Raw genomic sequence first — 19,164 nt, 5'->3', positions numbered from 1 at the left:
TCAGCGTTCGCCGCGCAGCACCGGCCCTGCGCGCGGCGTTTCGGGTGCGGCGGGGATTGCCTCGACGATCAGATCGCCGCCGCCCAGCGTGCGATACAGCTCGACCAGATTGTCGGCGCGTGCCAGCCGCGTCGCCACCACGCTGCGCCGCGCATTGTAGAGCGTGCGCTGGGCATCGAGCGTCAGCAGATAGGCGTCGATCCCCTCGCGATAGCGCGCCTCGGCGATGCGCAGGCTGTCGGCGGCAGCGGCTTCGAGCCCGCGCTGCGCGGTCAGTTGCTCCTCGATCGTGCCGCGCCGTGCCAGCGCATCGGCGACCTCGCGGAACGCGGTCTGGATCGAGAGGCGATATTGCGCGAGCAGCGCATCGCGCTGCGCCTCGGTCAGCTCGAGATTGCCGCGGAGCGCGCCGCCCTGGAACAGCGGCGCGTCGAGATTGGCGCCAGCGTTGTAGATGAGGCTGTCGCCCGAGAACAACGCGCCGAGCGCGGTCGAAGCGAAGCCCGCCAGCCCGGTGAGGCTCAGCGTTGGGAAGAAATTGGCGCGCGCCACGCCGATGCGGGCATTGGCGGCACGCAGCGCATATTCGGCCTGCACCACGTCAGGCCGCCCAAGCAGCACGCGCGAATCAAGGCCGGCGGGGGGCGGGGCGATCAGCCCGTCGGCGGCTTCAATAGAGACCGGAAGTTCGGCATCGGTCACAGGCGCGCCCACGAGCAGCTCGAGCGCGTTGCGATCCTGCGCCACCAGCGCGCGCAGATCGGCGCGATCCGATTCGGCCTGCCGAAGGATCGTCTCGGCCTGGCGCAGATCGGTACGCGCAACGATGCCGCCGCGCAGCCGCGCATTGGTGAGATCGACGGTGCGCTGCGCGCTGGCCACCGTTTCCTCGGCTACCGTGAGCAGGCTGCGATCGGCGGCGAGCGTGTAGAAGGCGCTCGCGGTCTCGGCGATCAGCGTCAGCCGGGCGGCGCGACTGCCTGCCTCGGTCGCCAGATATTCGTTGAGCGTCGCCTCGGCGCCCGATCGTACGCGGCCGAACAGGTCGATCTCGAATGCGGTGAGGCCGGCCTGCAACCGATATTGCTCGGTCACGCCACCGCCGCCGCCGTTGATGCCCGCCGCCGCGCCGCGGTTGCGCGCGATCGACGCGGCGCCCGAAAGCCCGAAGGCGGGCAGCAGGCCCGCGCGCGCGATGCGTAGCTGGCCGCGCGCGGCGCGGACATTGGCCAGCGCCACTTGCAGATTCTGGTTGTTGGCGAGCGCCCGGCCGATAACAGTCTGCAGGCGCGCATCGCGGAAGATGTCGGGATAGGCGACGGGCGCCACACCGGTCGCGGGCAAGGCGGGGTAGGGGCCGCCCTGTGGGAAAGCGGGCGGCACCGGCGCGCCCGGCCGCGCATAGTCGGGCGCAAGGCTGCACCCCGCGGCAAGCAGCGGCAGCGCCGCCAGCAGCATCGCCCGCATGCGCATCATGCGGGCCTCGGCTCGGCATCGCGCGTGCCCGCGTCGGCCTCGGCCTCGGCCTCGCGGCGTTCGCGCTCGGCTTCCTCGGCGCCGTGCACCTTGCCGCCGAACAGGCTGCGCACCAGCACGTAGAACAGCGGTACGAAGAAGATCGCGAGCACCGTCGCGGCGATCATGCCGCCGATCGTCGCGGTACCGATCGCGACGCGGCTGGCAGCGCCCGCGCCCGTCGAGATGGCCAGCGGCACCACGCCGAAGATGAACGCGAAGCTCGTCATCAGGATAGGGCGCAGGCGCAGCCGCGCGGCTTCGAGCGAGGCATCGATCGGGCTCATGCCTTCGCGCTCGGCCTGTTCGGCGAACTCGACGATGAGGATCGCGTTCTTCGCCGACAGGCCCATGGTGGTGAGCAGCCCGACCTGAAAATACACGTCGGCGTCGAGCCCGCGCAGCGCCACCGCGACGACGGCGCCGAGCAGCCCCAGCGGGATGATGAGCAGCACCGCCAGCGGCACCGACCAGCTTTCGTACAGCGCAGCAAGGCACAGGAAAACGACGAGCAGCGACAGCCCGTAGAGCAAGGGCGCCTGTCCACCGGCCTCGCGCTCCTGATACGAAAGCCCGCTCCACGCCACGCCGGTGCCCGGTTGTTCGGCGGCGAGCTCAATCATCCGGTCCATCGCGGCGCCGGTGCTTTCGCCCTCGGCGGGCTCGCCCTGGATCTGGTACGAAGGCACGCCGTTGAAGCGCGCCAGCGTCGTCGGCGCGGTCGACCAGCGCGTCTCGGCGAAGGACGAGAAGGGCGCCATCTGGCCATTGGCACCGCGCACGAACCAGTCGCCCAGATCCTCGGGGCGGGCACGATACTGGCCATCGCCCTGCACGAACACGCGCTTCACGCGGCCGCGATCGACGAAGTCGTTAACGTAAACCCCGCCCCATGCCGCCGAAAGCGTCGAATCGACCTGATCGGGATCGAGCCCGAGCGCGCCCGCCTTTTCCTGGTCGATCAGCACTTCGAGCGTGGGAATGTCCTGCAACTCGTTCTGGCGCACCGACGTGAGCAGCGGATCGGCGCGTGCGGCCGCGATCAGGGCATCGCGCCGCGCCTTGAACGTCTCGCGGTCGAGGCCGCCGGCGTTGAGCAGCTGCATCGTGAAGCCGCCCGTCTGGCCAAGGCCACGCACCGGCGGTGGATTGAGCGCGAAGAACTCGGCGTCGCGCAGATTGCCCAAGGCTCGCGAAGCACGCGCGGTGATCGAGGTCGATGCGTTCTCGACGCCTTCACGTTCGTCCCATGGCTTGAGATTCATGAAACCACGGCCGGCATTCTGTCCCGCGCCGCCGGTGCCCGTGCCGGCGATGACATAGAGCGAGGCGATGTTCTCGCCTTCGGTGCGCGTCAGATGCTCCTCGATCTCGGCGGCGACGTCGAGCGTGCGCTCGAGCGTGGCGCCGGTCGGCAGCGTGAACTGGAACGAAGCACGGCCCTGATCCTCGGTTGGTAGAAAGCTCGACGGCAGGCCGAGGAACACGAGCACCAGCACGGCGCAGAGACCGGCATAGACACCGAGCGCCAGAATGCGTCGGCCGAAGATCCAGCGCACCGCGTCGCGATACTTCTCCGAGGTTCGCTCGAAGCCGCGATTGAACTTGCCGCCCATGCGCTTGAGAAACTGCCCCGCGCGCGTGCGCGGCTGCTGCTTTTCTGAGTGCCGCTTGAACAGCGTCGCGGTCAGCGCCGGCGACAATACCAGCGCCACTACCACCGACAGGATCATCGCCGAGATGACGGTGATCGAGAACTGACGGTATATCTCGCCCACCGATCCGCCGAAAAACGCCATCGGCGCGAACACTGCCGACAGCACGAGCGCGATTGCGATCAGCGCGATCTGGATCTCGCCCATCGACTGGATCGTCGCCTCGCGCGGCGACATGTCGGGGTTCTCTTCCATCACGCGCTCGACATTCTCGACGACGACGATCGCGTCATCGACGAGCAGTCCGATCGACAGGACGAGACCGAACAGGGTGAGCGTGTTGATCGTGAATCCCGTGATCGCGAGCACCGCGAAACATCCCAGCAGCACCACCGGCACCGCGATCGCGGGGATCAGCGTCGCGCGCCAGCTTTGCAGGAACACGAACATGACGATGACGACGAGGATGATTGCCTCGATCAGCGTCTTGACCACTTCCTTCACCGACAGGCGGATGAACGCGGTCGCATCCTCGGGGAAGGTATATTCATAGCCGTCGGGGAAGCCGCGCGCGGCCTCGGCGATCGCCTCCTTCACCAGATCGGAGGTCTGCAGCGCGTCGGCGCCAGGCGCGGGGCGGATCGCCATGCCTGCGGCCGGATGACCGTTCAGGCGGCTGATGATGGTGTAGCTCTCGGCGCCCAGCTCGACCCTCGCGACGTCGCGCAGCAGCACCTTCGATCCGTCGGTCTGCGTCTTGACGATGATCGCGCGGAACTGCTCGGGCGTGGTGAGACGCGACTTGGCGGTCACCGTCGCATTGAGCATCTGGCCCTGCGGCGAGGGCTGCTGGCCGAGCTGACCGGCGGCGACCTGCGTATTCTGTGCCTGGATAGCGGCGATAACGTCGCCCGGCATCAGGCCGACCGACGACAGGCGATAGGGATCGAGCCAGATGCGCATGGCATATTGCGCGCCGAACACGTCCACCTCGCCGACGCCGGGCACGCGGCCCAGCGTGTCCTGGAGGTTCGAGATCAGATAGTCGGCCACGTCGATATTGGTGGTGCGATCGGTCGAATCGTAGACCGACACGATGAGCAGTGGGTCCGAGCTCGACTTGGTGACGCGCAGGCCCTGCTGCTGCACCTGCTGCGGCAACCGGGGCAGCGCCTGCTGCACCTGGTTCTGCACCTGCACCTGCGCGATGTCGGGATCGGTGCCCTTCTCGAACGTCACCGAGATCGAGACGCTGCCCGACGAACTCGAATTGGAGGTGAAATAGAGCAGCCCGTCGATGCCCGTCAGCTGCTGTTCGAGCACCTGCGTCACCGACGATTCGAGGATCTCCGCGGACGCGCCGGGATAGCTTGCGCGCACATTGACTTCGGGCGGGGCGATATCGGGATATTGCTCGATCGGCAGCACCGCGATCGCGCCGACGCCTGCCAGCATGATGACGATCGCGATGACCCAGGCGAAGATCGGCCGGTCGATGAAGATGCGCGAGATCATCGCGCGGCGGCACCCGCCTGTGCATTGCCTTCACCGCCCTTGACCTGCGGCGCCGGCGCGCGACGCGGCGTGCCTGCCGGCACCGGCCGGACCGGCTGGCCCGCCTCGATCCGACCGAGCCCCTCGGTAATCACACGATCGCCGGCGCGCACGCCCGCCGTCACCAGCCACGCATCGCCCACGGTGCGCTCGGCACGAACGTTGCGCCGCACCGCCTTGTTGTCGGGACCGATCACGAACACCGTCGCCACGCCGCGCGGATCGCGCGATACCGCGGCCTGCGGCACCAGCAGCCCGGCGGGCGCGGTCGACTGGCTGAAGCGCGCGCGCACGAACATGCCGGGCAGCAGCAGGCCCTGCGGATTGGGGAAGCGTGCACGCAGCGTGACCGCGCCGGTCTGCGGATCGACCATCGCCTCGGCGAACTGGAGCGTGCCTACCTGCGGATAGTCGCTGCCGTCCTCGAGGCGCAGCCGCACCTCGGCCGACGAGGGCACCACGCCCTCGCTTGCCAGCGCGCGTCGGAGCGCGAGCAGATCGGCGCTCGATTGCTGGATATCGACGAAGATCGGGTCGAGCCGCTGGATCATCGTCATCGCCTCGGCCTGATTGGCCGTGACGAGCGCGCCAGTGGTGACGAGGCTGCGGCCGATGCGTCCGGTGATGGGGGCGGGCACGTTGGTGAAGCGCAGGTTGATCTGCGCGGTATCGAGGAGCGCGCGCTGCTGCTGCACGGCGGCGGCCGCCTGGCGCGCGGCGGCCTGCGCATCGGTATATTCCTGGCGCGACACGGCCTCGATCTCGGCGAGCGGGCGAAAGCGGTCGGCGCGTGCCTGCTGCGCGGTCAGATTGGCTTCGGCATTGGCCAGATTAGCGCGGGCCTCGGCCACCGCGGCACGGTAGATGCTCGGATCGATGCGGTAGAGCGTCTGGCCGCGCGTGACCATCGCGCCTTCGGTGAACAGCCGTGCCTGCACCACGCCTGATACCTGCGGGCGGACGTCCGAGGTCTCGAACGCCGCGGTACGCCCGGCGAGTTCGGACACCAGCGGCACGGCCTCGGCACGCAGCACGACGAAGCCCGCTTCGGGCGGCCCCTGCTGGCCTTTCTTCTGCGCATCCTCCCCGCCGCCGCCACAAGCGGCAAGCAGGCATAGCAGCGGAGCGAGGCTCGCTTGGGTCAGACGCAAAGGGGAGGCCTCGTCACGGAAGGAACAGTATGCCACCGTGGCTGACCTCGGGGATGCAAGGTGAAGCCGCGATGAACCGGCGCGGAACGACCGGAAATGATGGACGGTTCCGTACAGTCATCATCGTTTCGTTCATTTACCCGGCACGCGCAAGCGGGGCCTGTCCGAAAGCCTGTAACGCAAGTGGCTTACCCGCCATGCATGTGGCGCCGGTACGGTCGCGTACGCTCCGCGCGTTAACCCTTATTGCGCGAAACTTCACGATTTACGATCGGTTAGGGTTTCCCAATCGTCAACGGGAGCCCGCATGTCCCGCCTGCGGCAACTCGGCCTGCTGTGCGACCTCGCCGCCGAGGCCAGCATCATCGATCCGATGCGTGGTACCACGCTGCCGCCCGGCGCGCGCCACCCGCGCGGGCGCGCTCACGCATCGCCATCGACACCCGGTACGCGGCGGCGGTGCTGACAAAAAGATGCCCGGCCGCCGAGGGCGACCGGGCATGCAGGGGAGAGGGCGGTCGATTACAGTCGATCGTCGATGCGCGAGCGCACGAAGCCTTCGGGGAATTCCTCCACCTGATTACCGACGATCGTATATTCCTTGTCGCGCCCGCTGAAGCGGCCTTCGAGCTCCATGTAGCTTTGCGGATCGAACAGCGGCGTGGCGCTCATGCCCATGATGCCCGTCGCATCGACCTTCTGGCAGGTATAGTGGCAGCCCTGTTGCGCGAAATTATGCTTTCCGTGCTCGAGCATGCCGTCCATCGCGGCCTTCAGCGTGTAGTGCATCGTCATCATGTTGAAGCCGAGCGGATGGATCTGGTCGACCGTCACGGCGGGCTTGCCGTCGATATCGCGCACGTCGGGAAACATCTTCCAGCCGGGCACGCGCTCGGAGACGTACTTCGCGTGATCGAGCGTGCCGATCTTGACCACGGTGGTCATCTTCGCGCCCATCTCGTGCGCCAGCCGCATCCGCTCGCAGCCTTCGTCCATCTGCGTTTCGGGGTCGGCATTGGTGCGCGCGATGAGGAAGCAGTCGGTGCCTTCGAGCGCGGCGAGCGCGGCCTTCACCTTCGCCAGATATTTCTCGCGCGGGAGCAGCCCGGTCGACTCCTCCATGTCGTCGGCGTCCTCGAGCTGTAGCGCCGTGGCGCCGGCCATCGCCATGCGGCGCGCGCTGCGATAGACCGCGAGCGGGCCGCCGAACCCGTCCTCGATGTCCGCCGCCAGCGGGATCGGCGAGGTCTGCGCGATGCGGCTGGTGATCCACTCGATATCGGTCAGATTGCTGAAGCCATAGTCGATCACGCCGTTCATCGCGATCGACACTTCGCCGCCTGACAGCATCATGGCCTCGAAGCCCACCATCTCCACCGCGCGCGCCGATGCACAATCATAGACGCAGGGCGCGACGACACAGCGATCGGCGGTCTCGAGCAATTGTCGCAGGGTCTTCTTGGCCATGAGCTACACTTTTCCTTGGATTGAACCGATTACATGCGGATGCGTGCACCGACCTTGAAGTAGCGGCCGATGGGATCAAAATAGACCTGGTTGGTGCCGCCCTGCGCGCTGGCCGCCAGCGGCGGATCGCGATCGAGCACGTTGTTGACCACGCCGAACATCTCGAAGCCCTCGTCGACCTCGAACGTCGCGCCCAGATCGAGGTAGAAGCGGCTGTCGACACGGTTGGTGTTGATGCTGTTGGGCAGGTTGGGCGAATAGCCATCATCCTCGGGGCCGAGCAGCGTCGTGTCGAACACGCCTTGCGGGATGTACTTGCCGTGCGCGTTGAGCGAGAAATTGCCGCTCGTCCACACGATCGTACCGTCCACGATCCAGTCGGGCACGCCCGTCGTCGTGCCGGGGCGGAAGCCGGTCTGGCCGGTACGATCGACGCCGCCGATCGACAGTTCGAGATAGTGCGTGGCGAGCACGCGGAAATCGAGGCTGCCGGCACCCACTGAGGTGCGGTAGCTCGCTTCGAAGTCGATGCCGCGGTTGCGGATCGAGCTCACATTCTGGAGCACGTCGCTGACGCGCGTCAGCGTGCCGGCGGCATTGCGCTCGATGAACTGGCAAAGCTCGGTCTGGCCGCCGAAGCAGCGATCGACGAGCACCTGCGACCCCAGCGTCGAGATCGCGCCCTTGAGGTCGATGTCGTAATAGTCGACGGCGAGGCGGATGCCGCCCAGCGCCCCGCGCGGCGCCAGCACTACGCCCGCGGTCCAGGTATCGGCAGTCTCGGGCGCGAGCTGCTGGTTGGCGCCCGAAAAGGCATCGACCTGGATCTGTGCGCCGTTGTTCTGCGGATCGACCACCGTCGTGCGCCCCAGCGTGACCGGGCCGAACAATTCGGTGAGGTTGGGCGCGCGGATGTCGCGCGAGCGCGTGGCGCGGAAGCGTACCGCCTCGATCGGCGCCCAGACCGCGCCCACTTTCCACGTCGTCGCATCGACGCTGCTGTCGGTGAGGCCGGGGCTCGACCGGTTGTAATGCGTCTGGCGCACCGCGCCGTTAAGCTCGAGCGTCTCGGCGAAACTCACGTCGCGCAGCAGCGGCGCGACGGCTTCGACATAGCCTTCGACCACGCTGATCGTGCCCGTCACCGCCTTGCCGTTGAACGACCAGAAGGCGTTGGCGGTCGACAGCGCGTCGGCGGCGCCGGTCGCATCGTCGTTGCGATACTCGCCGCCCACCGCGATCGCGAAGTCGCCGCCGGGCAGCGCGAACAGCGATCCGTTGACGTTGGCAGCGACGACATGCTGCGTCGTGTCGGTCGACTGGAAGCCCGAAGGCGCGACATAGGCCGCCGCCGCCGGCGAGACATTGCCGGCGCCGAAGATGTTGAGCGGCACGCACGCGCTGTCGTTGTTGGCGGGATTGGCATCGGCATTGACGCGGCAGACGATCTGCCCGCCGACATTCACCGCATCGACGGCGCGCGCGACGCGGGCGTTGACGACGTTGCCGGTATAGTCCTGGCGGAATTCGTTGCGGCCATATTGATAATAGGCGTCCCAGCGCCAGCCGTCGGCGATGCGCCCTTCGAGCGACAGGACGGCGCGGTACGTTTCGTTGCGCGCGTTGTTCACCGATCCGCCGAGATCGCCGAACGCGCGGCCCAGCGTGAACGAGGTAAGGTTGTTGGCGTCGAGCAGTGCCGCGACGCCCGCGGGCAGGAAGGCGTTGTCGCGCTGGATCGTCGCGGTCGAGCGCGCGACCGAGCCGATGACGGTGCCGTCGACACGGCCATAGGACAGATCGATGCTGGCCTTCAGCGCATCCGAAAACTCGAACGATCCGGTGGCATAGCCCACCACGCGCTCGACGGGTGGGATCAGCAGGATGCCGTCGAGAAAGCCGTTGCGACCCGATTCGGTGCCGCCGAGCGTGAACAGCGGCGAGGGATTGCTGCCGAAGATCGTGCCAAAATCATAGTTGAACGTGCTGCCGTCGGGGCGGAAGGCGAGGCCGCGCAACGGCCCCGAATTGGCGACGATCAGCCCGCCCGACGAAAGCGTGCCGGTGCCGGCGGGGCCGCCGCGGATGCTGGCGGGCAGGCCGCCGAAGCCGGCGGGCGTGTTGCCGATCAGCTGCTCGTTGGGGCACCAGTCGCGCGTGTAGCAGTCGCCCAGCCCTTCCGAATTGTCATATTCGGCGGCGACCATGAAATGCCCGCGACCGTCGGCGAAGCGCGATCCCCAGGCGAGCTGCACATTCTGGTTGCCGCCGTCGCCGCGCTCGGAAATGCCCGCCTGCACCGAGGCGCGCAGGCCTTGCAGATTGCGATCGAGGATGAAGTTGACCACGCCCGCCACCGCGTCCGAACCATAGGCTGCCGATGCGCCGCCGGTCACGACCTCGGTGCGCGACACGATCGAGCTGGGAATGAGGTTGACGTCGATCGTGCCCTGCGTGGTCGAGGGGACGAAGCGCTTGCCGTCGAGCAGCACCAGCGTGCGCGTGGCGCCAAGGCCGCGCAGGTCGAGCACGCGGGCGCCGATATTGCCGCCGGCTGCCTGCTGCGTCGCGGGCGTCACCAGCGGACGGAACGAGGGCAGCTCGTTGAGCGCCTCGCCGACATTGGTGATGGCGCGCTGATCGAGCCGTTCCTCGCCGAGCACGGTGACGGGCGTGGGGGCATCGAAGCCCGAGCGGACGATGCGCGATCCGGTGACGACGATCTCGCCGCCCTGATCGACCTGTTCGGCCGCGACCGGATCGGCCGGCGTGGCGGTCTGCGCCTGCGCGGTACCCGCCGCCAATGCCCATAGCGCGACGCCGCTGCCCATGAGGGCCGTCATCATGCGTGCGGACGAACAAAATCCGTTCATGCCATCCTCCCAAGTGCGGCACGCTCGTGCCTTGTCTGATATCGGTCCCATTACGCATCTACAGGGGCCTTGGCAATCCCTGTCATATGCGATGACATCGACCGTGTGGCGCCTTTAGAGAGCAACGCGCTGGCAAGGCCCAACGCATCGTTGGCTAAACGAACTCTCCTGATATCGGTCACATGGTATTAGTGGCGGCCGCGCTGGCGGCGGAGCGAATGGATCGCTATCCAGCTTCGATGAAAGACGTCGCGAACATCGTCGTGCTGACCGGCGCGGGCATCTCGGCCGAAAGCAGCGTCGCGACGTTCCGCGGGCCGGGCGGGCTGTGGGAAGGACACCGCGTCGAGGACGTGTGCACACCCGAAGCACTCGCCGCCGATCCGGCACTGGTGCACCGCTTCTACGATCTGCGGCGCGCGGCGCTGGCGACGGTCGAGCCCAATGCCGCGCATCATGCGCTGGCGCGGCTCGATGCTGCGTGGCTTAGCGAGTTGCTGATCGTCACGCAGAATGTCGACGATCTGCACGAACGCGCGGGGGCGCGGCGCCTGCTCCACATGCATGGCAAGTTGAAGTCGGCGCTGTGCGCAGCGTGCGACGCGCGGCAGCCGTGGGACGGCGCGCTCGCGCCCGGCACGCGGTGCCCATCATGCGATGCGCCGGCCTTGCGCCCTGACATCGTGTTCTTCGGCGAGATGCCCTAAGCGATGGAACGGATCGAGGCGGCGCTGGCGCGGTGCGACCTGTTCGTCTCGATCGGCACGTCGGGCGCGGTCTATCCGGCGGCGGGCTTCGTCCAGACCGCGCGCTGGCATGGCGCCGACACGCTCGAGATCAATTTTGAGCCCTCGCAGGGCAGCATCTTCTTCGCCGAGAGCCGGATGGGCCGCGCGGGCGATCTGGTGCCGCAATGGGTCGATGCGCTGCTCGCGAACTGAGCGCGTTCAGTCGACCCAGTCGAGCCCGATGTCGCGGTAAACGCTGCGATCCTCGTCCCAGCCGGGCTTGACCTTGACGTGCAGGTACAGATGCACCGGCACGCCCATGATGCGCGACAGTTCGGCGCGTGCGCGTGCGCCCACCTCGCGGATGCGCGCGCCGCCCTTGCCGAGAACGATCGCACGCTGCGTATCGCGCGCGACGAGGATCTGCTGGTGGATCTCGACCGATCCGTCGGGCCGCTCGGCATATTTCTCGGTGTCGACGGCGCTGGCATAGGGCAGCTCGGCGTGGAGCTGGAGATAGAGCTGCTCGCGCGTCACTTCGGCGGCGAGCATCCGCTCGCTCGCGTCGGACACCTGGTCCTCGGGGAAATGCCATGGCCCCTCAGGCATCCGCGCGGCGAGCGCGGCCTTGAGTTCGGCGATGCCGTCGCCGGTGGTGGCGGAAACGAAGAACGTCTCGTCGAAGCCGACGCGTTCGTTCAGGCGCTGGGCGTGCGTGAGCAGCCGGGGCTTGTCGGCCAGATCGACCTTGTTGAGCACGAGGATCTTGGGTTCGCTGCGCGGTGCCAGCCGATCGGCGATCGCCGTCACTTTTTCGGGTAGCCCGCCCTTGGCATCGACCACCAGCGCGAGCGCATCGGCGCCCGTCGCACCTTCCCACGCCGCCGATACCATCGCGCGATCGAGCCGGCGCTTGGGATCGAAGATGCCCGGCGTATCGACCAGCAGCAACTGCGTCTCGCCCTCGATCGCAATGCCCATCAGCCGCGTGCGCGTGGTCTGCGCCTTGGGGCTGACGATCGCCACCTTCTGGCCGACGAGCGCATTGACGAGCGTCGACTTGCCCGCATTGGGCGCGCCGACCACGGCGATCAGGCCGCAACGGGGGGAGGGGGTGGTGTCGTCAGCCATGTGCGTCATTCTTCAATCGAGATGATGGCCGCCCTTCGACAAGCTCAGGGCGAACGGCGTTTCTGGTATCGCCTTCTACCGTTCGCCCTGAGCCCGTCGAAGGGCGGCCCTCGGTTTGCCAGTTTCGTGAAAGCAATTGCATGCCGGTCCAGTCGCCACGCACCAATGCCTCCTTTTTCGCTCGTGACCAACCCTTGATCCGGCGCTCGGCCTCAAGCGCTTCCAACCGAGTAGGGAAAGCGTTGCTCCAGACCAGCTCGACCGGCCGGCGGTGCTTCGTGTGCGCAGAACCCTCGCCCGCATGATGCTGCGCGATCCGCCATTCGAGCGCATCGGTGTGTCCGGCGTAGAAGCTGCCGTCGTTGCATCGCAGGAGATATGCGAAGAAGCTCACCCCCCCAGCTTCGCCAGCAGCGCCGCCGCCGCCGCCGTCTCCGCCTCCTGCTTCGAGCTGCCCGTCGCCTCGGCGTCGGCGAGCTTGCCGATCGTCACGCGCACGGTGAAGCGCGGGGCGTGGTGCGGCCCCGAGCGATCGAGCAGCGCATATTCGGGCGGGCGGCGCTGGTTGGCGGCGGCCCATTCCTGCAACGCCGATTTGGGATGGCGGGGAGCGGCCGCTTGCGCGCCGATGCGCTCGCCCCAGGCGCGGCGGATGAAGGCGCGCGCGGCATCGAGCCCGTGGTCGAGATAGAGCGCGCCGATCAGCGCCTCGACCACGTCGCCCAGCACATTGTCGCTGTCGTTGACGCCGTCGTCGCGCGCCTGCTTGCCCAGCCGCAGCCGCGCGGGCACGCCGAGCTCGCGCGCCACCTCGGCGCACACCGCGCCCGTGACCAGCGCGTTGAGCCGGCGCGAGAGCTTGCCCTCGGGCTCGTCGGCAAAGCGTTCGTACAGCCATTCGGCGATCGTCAGCCCCAGCACGCGGTCGCCGAGGAACTCGAGCCGCTCATAGTTGCGGCCCGCCTGGCTGCCATGCGTCAGGGCGCGTTCGTAGCGGGCGAGGTCGTGGGGCGGGTGGCCGAGCGTGTCGGCCAGCCAGGCGGCGAGGCCGCTATCGTTCAAAAACCCTCTCCGATGCGGCTCCATCGCGTGGCGCCGGGCCAGGTCCAGGGCTTGAGCCAAGAGGCGCTGCCATCGGTCGACCAGAAGGTGACGACTGCCTTGCCCTGCAGATTCTCGAGCGGCACGAAGCCGATCGAATCGGCGAAGCGGCTGTCCTTCGAATCGTCGCGATTGTCGCCCATCATGAATACATGGCCTGCGGGCACGGTGAACACGCCGGTATCGTCGGCGGGGCTGAAGCCCTGGTCGAGCACGAGATAGCTCCGCCCGCCGGGCAGCGTCTCGCGATATTGCGGGTAGCGGCAGATCGGGCGCCCCTCGGCGTCGTCGTCCTGAAACACCGCCTCGCAGCCGAAATTGGGCGTCACCGGCAGCACGAAATCGGCGATCCGCTGCTTGGGCACCGCGCGGCCATTGAGGATGAGCTGGCCGCCGCGCATCTGAATCGTGTCACCGGGCAGGCCGATCACGCGCTTGATCCAGTCCTCGTTGTCGGCGGGCGGCGCCTTGAATACCGCCACGTCGCCGCGCTCGGGCGTCGAGGGGAGGATGCGGCCGGGGATGAGCGGCAGGCTCAGCGGCAGCGAGTGACGCGAATAACCGTAATTCCACTTGGTGATGAACAGATAGTCGCCGATCAGCGTGCGCGGCAGCATCGACCCCGAGGGGATGACGAAGGGCGAGAACAGGAAGCTGCGGATGACGAACACGAACAGAGCGAGCTTGACGAGAAACACCAGCGTTTCGCGCCATTCGGATTTCTGCGTGCTCGATGCGCGGCGCGCGCGGGCGGGATTGGCCATCGCGGCGATGTGCGAGGGTGTGTCGCTGGCGTCAAGCACTATCGCCGGCTTAGGGCGCGCACCGGCCCGCTCCGGCGCAGCCGCAAGAAACACTAGAGTCCTGCGGCCGTCGCGATCCAGTAGGTCAGTCCTGCCGCCACATAGGCCAGCGCAAACAGATAGCCGACCATGAACGCCGGCCATTTCCAGCCATTGGTCTCGCGCCGCGCGACGGCGATCGTCGAGATGCATTGCGGCGCGAACACGAACCAGGCGAGGAAGGCGAGCGCCGTCGGCAGGCTCCAGCGGCCCTGCAACTGCTCGCGGATCGTCGCCTGGCCGCCCTCGCTCTCCGAATCCTCGACGGCATAGACGGTGCCGATCGCCGCCACCGCCACTTCGCGCGCCGCCATCGCGGGCAGCAGCGCCAGCGCGATGTCGCGATTGAAGCCGATCGGCGCGACCACCACCTCGATACCGTTCGCGATGCGGCCGGCGGCCGAGTATTCGACCTGATTCTGCCCCTCGGGCGCCTGCGGAAAGGTGAGCAGCGCCCACAGCACGATCGTCGTCACCAGAATGATGCTGCCGGCGCGCTTCAGGAACGCGGCGGCGCGCTGCCACAGCCCCAGCAGCAGGTCGCGCGCGTGCGGCCACTGGTAGCGCGGCATCTCGAGCATGAACCCCGACGACGCGCCCTTGGTGACGGTGCGGCGCAGCACGAGCGCCGCGACGAACGCGCCAACGATGCCCGCGAGATACAGCGCGAAGAGTACCAGCCCCTGCAAGCCGATGCCGGGACCCATAGCGCGGTCGGGAATGAAGGCGCCGATGATGATGGTGTAGACGGGCAGCCGCGCCGAGCAGGTCATCAGCGGCGCGATCAGGATCGTCGTCAACCGGTCCTTCTCGTCGTCGATGCTGCGCGTCGCCATCATGCCGGGGATCGCGCAGGCGAAGCTCGAGAGCAGCGGGATGAAGGCGCGCCCGGAAAGGCCCGCCGATGCCATCAGCCGGTCCATCAGGAACGCCGCACGCACCATGTAGCCCGACGCCTCGAGCAGCAGGATGAACGCGAACAGGATGAGGATCTGCGGCAGGAACACGACGACGCCGCCGACGCCGGCGATCACGCCGTCGACGATCAGCGACTGGAAGAAGCCGTTGGGCAGCACCGCCGCCGCGCCCTCTCCCAGCGCCGCCATGCCGCTCTCGATCCAGCCGATCGGCGCCTCGGACCAGGCGAACACCGCCTGGAAGATGACGAACAGCATGACGAGCAGCAGCGCCGATCCGCTTACCGGATGCAGCGCGATGCGATCGAAGCGGTTGCCCAGCCGCCGCGTCGCCGTCTCGCTCATGATCGCGGCGGCGGCGATGCTGCGTGCCTCGCGCTGGAGACTGCGCAGGTCGGCGATCGCGCTTGCGGCCGGTACGGCCCGCGGCCCTCGGCGCAGCGCCTCGTGCAGCGCCGCGCGCAGCTCGTCGAGCCCGCGCCGGCGCACCGCCACTGTCGGCACCACGGGGAGGCCAAGCGCGCTCGCGAGTTTCTCGGGATCGAGTTCGAGCCCGTCGCGCGTCGCCAGATCGACCATGTTGAGCGCCACCACCATCGGCAGCCCCAGCGCCTTCAGTTGCAGCACGAAGCGCAGGTGATTGTCGAGGTTGCCGGCATCGACCACGACGATCAGCGCGTCGGGCCGCCGCTCGCCCGCCAGTTCGCCCAGCACGACGTTGCGCGTCACGCGCTCGTCGGGGCTGGCGGGATCGAGGCTGTAGGTGCCCGGCAGGTCGAGCAGCTCGACCGGGCGGCCATCGGGCAATTCGCTGCGCCCGGCATGGCGCTCGACGGTGACGCCGGGATAATTGCCCACTTTCTGCCGCGCGCCGGTGAGCGCGTTGAACAGCGCCGACTTGCCCGCATTGGGATTGCCGACCAGCGCGACGAGCGGGGCGGGCGTCATGCGGGCACCACATGCACCGCATCGGCGACGCGGCGGCGCAGCGCTACCGTCATGCGGCCGATGCGACAGGCAATCGGCCCGCCGCCGAGCGTGGCGCGATGCACCATCTCGACCGCCACGCCGTCATCGATGCCGAACTCGCGCAGCCGCTTGGCCTCGGGTTCGCTGAGCGCCGCCCAATCGACCGATTCGATCGTGCCGCGCTGCTCGGGCGCGAGCCGCGACAGGGGGAAGGTCGGGGATAGCATTGCGAGCGATTATCAATAACCGCCCGCAAACACCATCCCCAATCTACGAGGGGTATTGCGCGCTCTCAGCGCATCAGCACCAGTTCCTCGGCCATCGAGGGATGCAGCGCGACGGTGGCATCGAACGCGTCCTTGGTCAGCCCCGCCTTCACCGCGATCGCTGCCGCCTGGAGTATCTCGGGCGCGTCGGGGCCGATCATGTGCAGCCCCACCACGCGGCCCGAATCGCCGTCGCAGATCATCTTGTACAGCGCGCGCTCGTTGCGGCCGGCGAGCACGTTCTTCATCGCGCGGAAATCCGAGGTATAGACCTTGACCGAACCGAGTTTGGTCTTGGCCTCGCTCTCGGTCATGCCGACGCCCGCCATCGGCGGATGGCTGAAAACCGCCGATGGGATGCAGCCGTAATCGACACGCGTCGGCTTGCCGCCGAAGACGGTATCGGCAAAGGCCTGTCCCTCGCGGATGGCGACGGGCGTCAGCTGGACGCGGTTGGTGACGTCGCCCACTGCCCAGATGCTCTCGCACGTCGTGCGGCTGTCTTCGTCGACGGGGATCGCGCCCTTCTCGTCGAGCTGGATGCCGGCATTCTCGACGCCCAGACCCTCGGTATTGGGCACACGGCCGGTGGCGAACATCACGCAATCGACGGTGATCGGCTCATGGTTCGACATCGATACCTTGAGGCAGCCATCGTCCTGCTTCTCGATGCCGGCGAACTCGGCGTTGAAGCGGAATTCGATGCCCTTGGTCATCGAAATCTGGAGCAGCCGGTCGCGGATCGATTCGTCGTAACCGCGCAGGATCACGTCGGTGCGGTTGATGAGCGTCACATGCGCGCCGAGCTGGTGGAAGATGCCCGCGAACTCGTTGGCGATATAGCCAGCACCTGCGATCAGGATGCGCTTGGGCACGGCTTCCAGATGGAACGCCTCGTTCGAGGTGATGCCATGCTCGTGGCCGGGGCAGGAGGGTACGTGCGGCCGCGCGCCCACCGCGACGAGGATGCGCTCGGCGGTGACCGTCCGCCCGTCGGCGAGCAGCACCTCGTTCGGTCCCGCGATCGTCGCGCGATGCGGGATGATCTCGACCGAATGGCTCTCGAGCGTGCTGGTATAGGCGCCGTTGATGCGATCGACCTCGGCGAGCACATTGTCGCGCAGGCGCGGCCAGCTGAACGCGCACTGCTCGGGCACGTCCCAGCCGAAATGGCGCGCGTCGCGCAGGTCCTCGGCGAAATGCGCGCCGTAGACGAGCAGCTTCTTGGGCACGCAGCCGCGGATCACGCAGGTGCCGCCGACGCGATATTCCTCGGCGATCGCCACCCTGGCGCCGTGCGCGGCCGACACGCGCGCCGCGCGCACGCCGCCCGATCCCGCGCCGATGACGAACAGGTCATAGTCGTATTCCGCCATCGTCGCGTCCTTCCATCGGCCACTCTCGTCGGAGATGCCTGCTAAATCTCTCGTCGCCCCGGAACAGGTCCGGAGTGACGAGGAAGAGAGTTATCCTCAGCCCAGCGCCAGCCGAATCAGTTCGTTGGTGGATGCGTCGAAGTCGAGATCGCCGGCATCGGCGGCCTTCGCCATCTCCTTGCCCAGCTCGACGCCGAACTGGTCGAACGGGTTGATCCCGAGCAGCGCGGCGTTGGTGAAGGTGCGGTGCTCGTAGAAGGCGATCAGCGCACCCAGCGTCCGCGCATCGAGCGTGTCGAGCAACAATGTCGTCGAAGGCCGGTTGCCCGGATAGGCGCGCGCGCCGTCTTCGTGCGGCTTGCCCGCCATCAGCGCGGCGCCCTGCGCGAAGGCGTTGAGCAGCAGCTGGCGGTGATGCGCCTCGGATAGCGCGTCGCCGCCCTCGCGCACCGCGACGAATTCGACGGGCACCAGATGCGTGCCCTGGTGCAGCAGCTGGAACACCGCATGCTGCGCATCGGTGCCGACGCCGCCCCAGGTGATCGCCGCCGATGGGCGCCCCAGCGGCGCGCCCTCGGCCGTTACCGACTTGCCGTTCGATTCCATCTCGAGCTGCTGTAGATAGCTCGGCAGCAGCGCCAGCCGCTCGTCATAGGCGAACACGCCGCGCGTCTCGGCGCCGCGCACCTGCGTGTAGTAGAGGTCGGCGAACGCGGCGAGCATCGCCACATTGCCCGTCGGCTCGGTCAGGCGGAAATGCCGGTCCATCGCGGCGGCGCCTTCGAGCAGCTCCTCGAACGCGTCCCAGCCAAGCGCCATCGCGGCGGGAAAGCCGATCGACGACCAGAGCGAGTAGCGCCCGCCCACGCTGTCGCTGAAGGGCAGGATGCGCGTCTCGTCGACGCCCCATTCGACGGCCTTTTCGGGATTGGCGGTGAGCGCGATCACGCGGCCATAGGGATCGTCGACGCCAGCCTCGGCCAGCCAGCCGAGCGCGCTTTCGGCGTTGAGCATCGTCTCGGTGGTGGTGAAGGTCTTGGAGGCGACCGCGATCAGCGTGGCTTCGGGGTCGAACTGGTCGAGCGCGGTCTCGAGCGCAACGCCATCGACGTTCGAGACGATCGCCACGTCGTAGCGCATGCCTTCATGCCCCAGCGCAGAGACGAGCAGTTCGGGGCCGAGCGCCGAACCGCCGATGCCGATGTGCAGCACATGGCGGATGGGGCCGAACGCCTCGGCCTCGATCGCGTCGATCACCGCGCGCATCCGCTGGTGCTGCGCGCGCGCGCGATCGACGCTGGCGGCCGCGCCCTCGCCACGCTCGGCAGTGTGCTCGGCGGCGCGGCCTTCGGTGACGTTCACCGCCTCGCCGCCGAACAGCGCGGCGCGCTTGTCGGCGAAGCCAGCCTGCTCGGCGAGCGTGGCAAAGGCCGAGACCAGATCGGGCGTCAGGTGCGTCTTGGCAAAGTCGAATTGGATGCCCGCCACGTCGTGCGCCAGCGCCGCAAGGCGGTTGTCGTCGGCGGCGAAGAGTTCGGTGAGCGTGGGGCGGGGTGCCGATTCGATCGGCGACCAGTCGGGTACGGGCATGGGGGTTCTCCCGGAACGAGTTGCGCGCG

The 19,164-nt window shown here is 67.9% G+C and carries 13 protein-coding genes and 1 pseudogene; 1 reads left to right on the top strand and 13 read right to left on the bottom strand.

What is annotated here, in order from left to right; translation table 11 throughout:
• The 5 genes from FBR43_RS00505 to FBR43_RS00485 all read right to left on the bottom strand — a co-directional run bounded on the left by FBR43_RS00505 (position 1) and on the right by FBR43_RS00485 (position 10,188).
• Entirely contained in the window at positions 1-1,476 is a 1,476-nt protein-coding gene (locus FBR43_RS00505; RefSeq protein WP_249276378.1) for an efflux transporter outer membrane subunit, read from the bottom strand.
• Entirely contained in the window at positions 1,473-4,685 is a 3,213-nt protein-coding gene (locus tag FBR43_RS00500; RefSeq protein WP_136941296.1) for an efflux RND transporter permease subunit, read from the bottom strand. Before FBR43_RS00500 ends, FBR43_RS00505 begins: the two co-directional genes overlap by 4 nt.
• A complete protein-coding gene (locus tag FBR43_RS00495; RefSeq protein ID WP_136941295.1) occupies positions 4,682-5,875 on the bottom strand; it encodes an efflux RND transporter periplasmic adaptor subunit in 1,194 nt (397 codons plus the stop codon). Before FBR43_RS00495 ends, FBR43_RS00500 begins: the two co-directional genes overlap by 4 nt.
• Positions 5,876-6,397: 522 nt before the next feature.
• Complete coding sequence (locus tag FBR43_RS00490) at positions 6,398-7,342, bottom strand: isocitrate lyase/PEP mutase family protein (RefSeq protein ID WP_136941294.1); 945 nt, start codon at positions 7,340-7,342, stop codon at positions 6,398-6,400.
• A 29-nt stretch (positions 7,343-7,371) separates the two neighbouring features.
• Positions 7,372-10,188 carry a TonB-dependent receptor domain-containing protein gene (locus FBR43_RS00485; protein ID WP_249276377.1) on the bottom strand — a complete coding sequence of 939 codons (2,817 nt, stop codon included), beginning with the start codon at positions 10,186-10,188 and terminating at the stop codon, positions 7,372-7,374.
• Between the two features lie 266 nt (positions 10,189-10,454).
• Here FBR43_RS00485 and FBR43_RS00480 point away from each other — a divergent pair.
• Positions 10,455-11,156: pseudogene (locus FBR43_RS00480) on the top strand (NAD-dependent deacylase).
• Positions 11,157-11,162: 6 nt separating this feature from the next.
• Here FBR43_RS00480 and era read toward each other — a convergent pair.
• The 8 genes from era to pgi form a co-directional block, all read right to left on the bottom strand.
• Positions 11,163-12,074 (bottom strand): GTPase Era, encoded by a 912-nt coding sequence (era, locus tag FBR43_RS00475; protein WP_136941292.1) that lies wholly within the window; start codon positions 12,072-12,074, stop codon positions 11,163-11,165.
• The gene (locus tag FBR43_RS00470; protein ID WP_136941291.1) at positions 12,067-12,468 is read right to left on the bottom strand and encodes a GIY-YIG nuclease family protein; all 402 of its coding nucleotides are present in this window, start codon (positions 12,466-12,468) and stop codon (positions 12,067-12,069) included. Before FBR43_RS00470 ends, era begins: the two co-directional genes overlap by 8 nt.
• On the bottom strand, positions 12,465-13,160 hold the full coding sequence (gene rnc / locus FBR43_RS00465) for a ribonuclease III (protein WP_136941290.1): 696 nt from the start codon (positions 13,158-13,160) through the stop codon (positions 12,465-12,467). Before rnc ends, FBR43_RS00470 begins: the two co-directional genes overlap by 4 nt.
• The gene (gene lepB, locus FBR43_RS00460; protein WP_136941289.1) at positions 13,133-13,939 is read right to left on the bottom strand and encodes a signal peptidase I; all 807 of its coding nucleotides are present in this window, start codon (positions 13,937-13,939) and stop codon (positions 13,133-13,135) included. Before lepB ends, rnc begins: the two co-directional genes overlap by 28 nt.
• Positions 13,940-14,031: 92 nt before the next feature.
• A complete protein-coding gene (gene feoB / locus FBR43_RS00455; RefSeq protein WP_136941288.1) occupies positions 14,032-15,882 on the bottom strand; it encodes a ferrous iron transporter B in 1,851 nt (616 codons plus the stop codon).
• Positions 15,879-16,130 (bottom strand): FeoA family protein, encoded by a 252-nt coding sequence (locus FBR43_RS00450; protein ID WP_136941287.1) that lies wholly within the window; start codon positions 16,128-16,130, stop codon positions 15,879-15,881. Before FBR43_RS00450 ends, feoB begins: the two co-directional genes overlap by 4 nt.
• 65 nt (positions 16,131-16,195) lie before the next feature.
• A complete protein-coding gene (gene gor / locus FBR43_RS00445) occupies positions 16,196-17,545 on the bottom strand; it encodes a glutathione-disulfide reductase (protein ID WP_136941286.1) in 1,350 nt (449 codons plus the stop codon).
• A gap of 96 nt (positions 17,546-17,641) precedes the next feature.
• Positions 17,642-19,135, bottom strand: coding sequence for a glucose-6-phosphate isomerase (pgi, locus tag FBR43_RS00440; protein ID WP_136941285.1), 1,494 nt, complete (start codon positions 19,133-19,135; stop codon positions 17,642-17,644).
• Positions 19,136-19,164 lie beyond the last annotated feature (29 nt).

This window comes from Sphingomonas baiyangensis, from assembly GCF_005144715.1.
Classification (GTDB): Bacteria; Pseudomonadota; Alphaproteobacteria; order Sphingomonadales; family Sphingomonadaceae; genus Sphingomonas; species Sphingomonas baiyangensis.
This window is presented reverse-complemented; position numbering and strand designations above follow the sequence as displayed.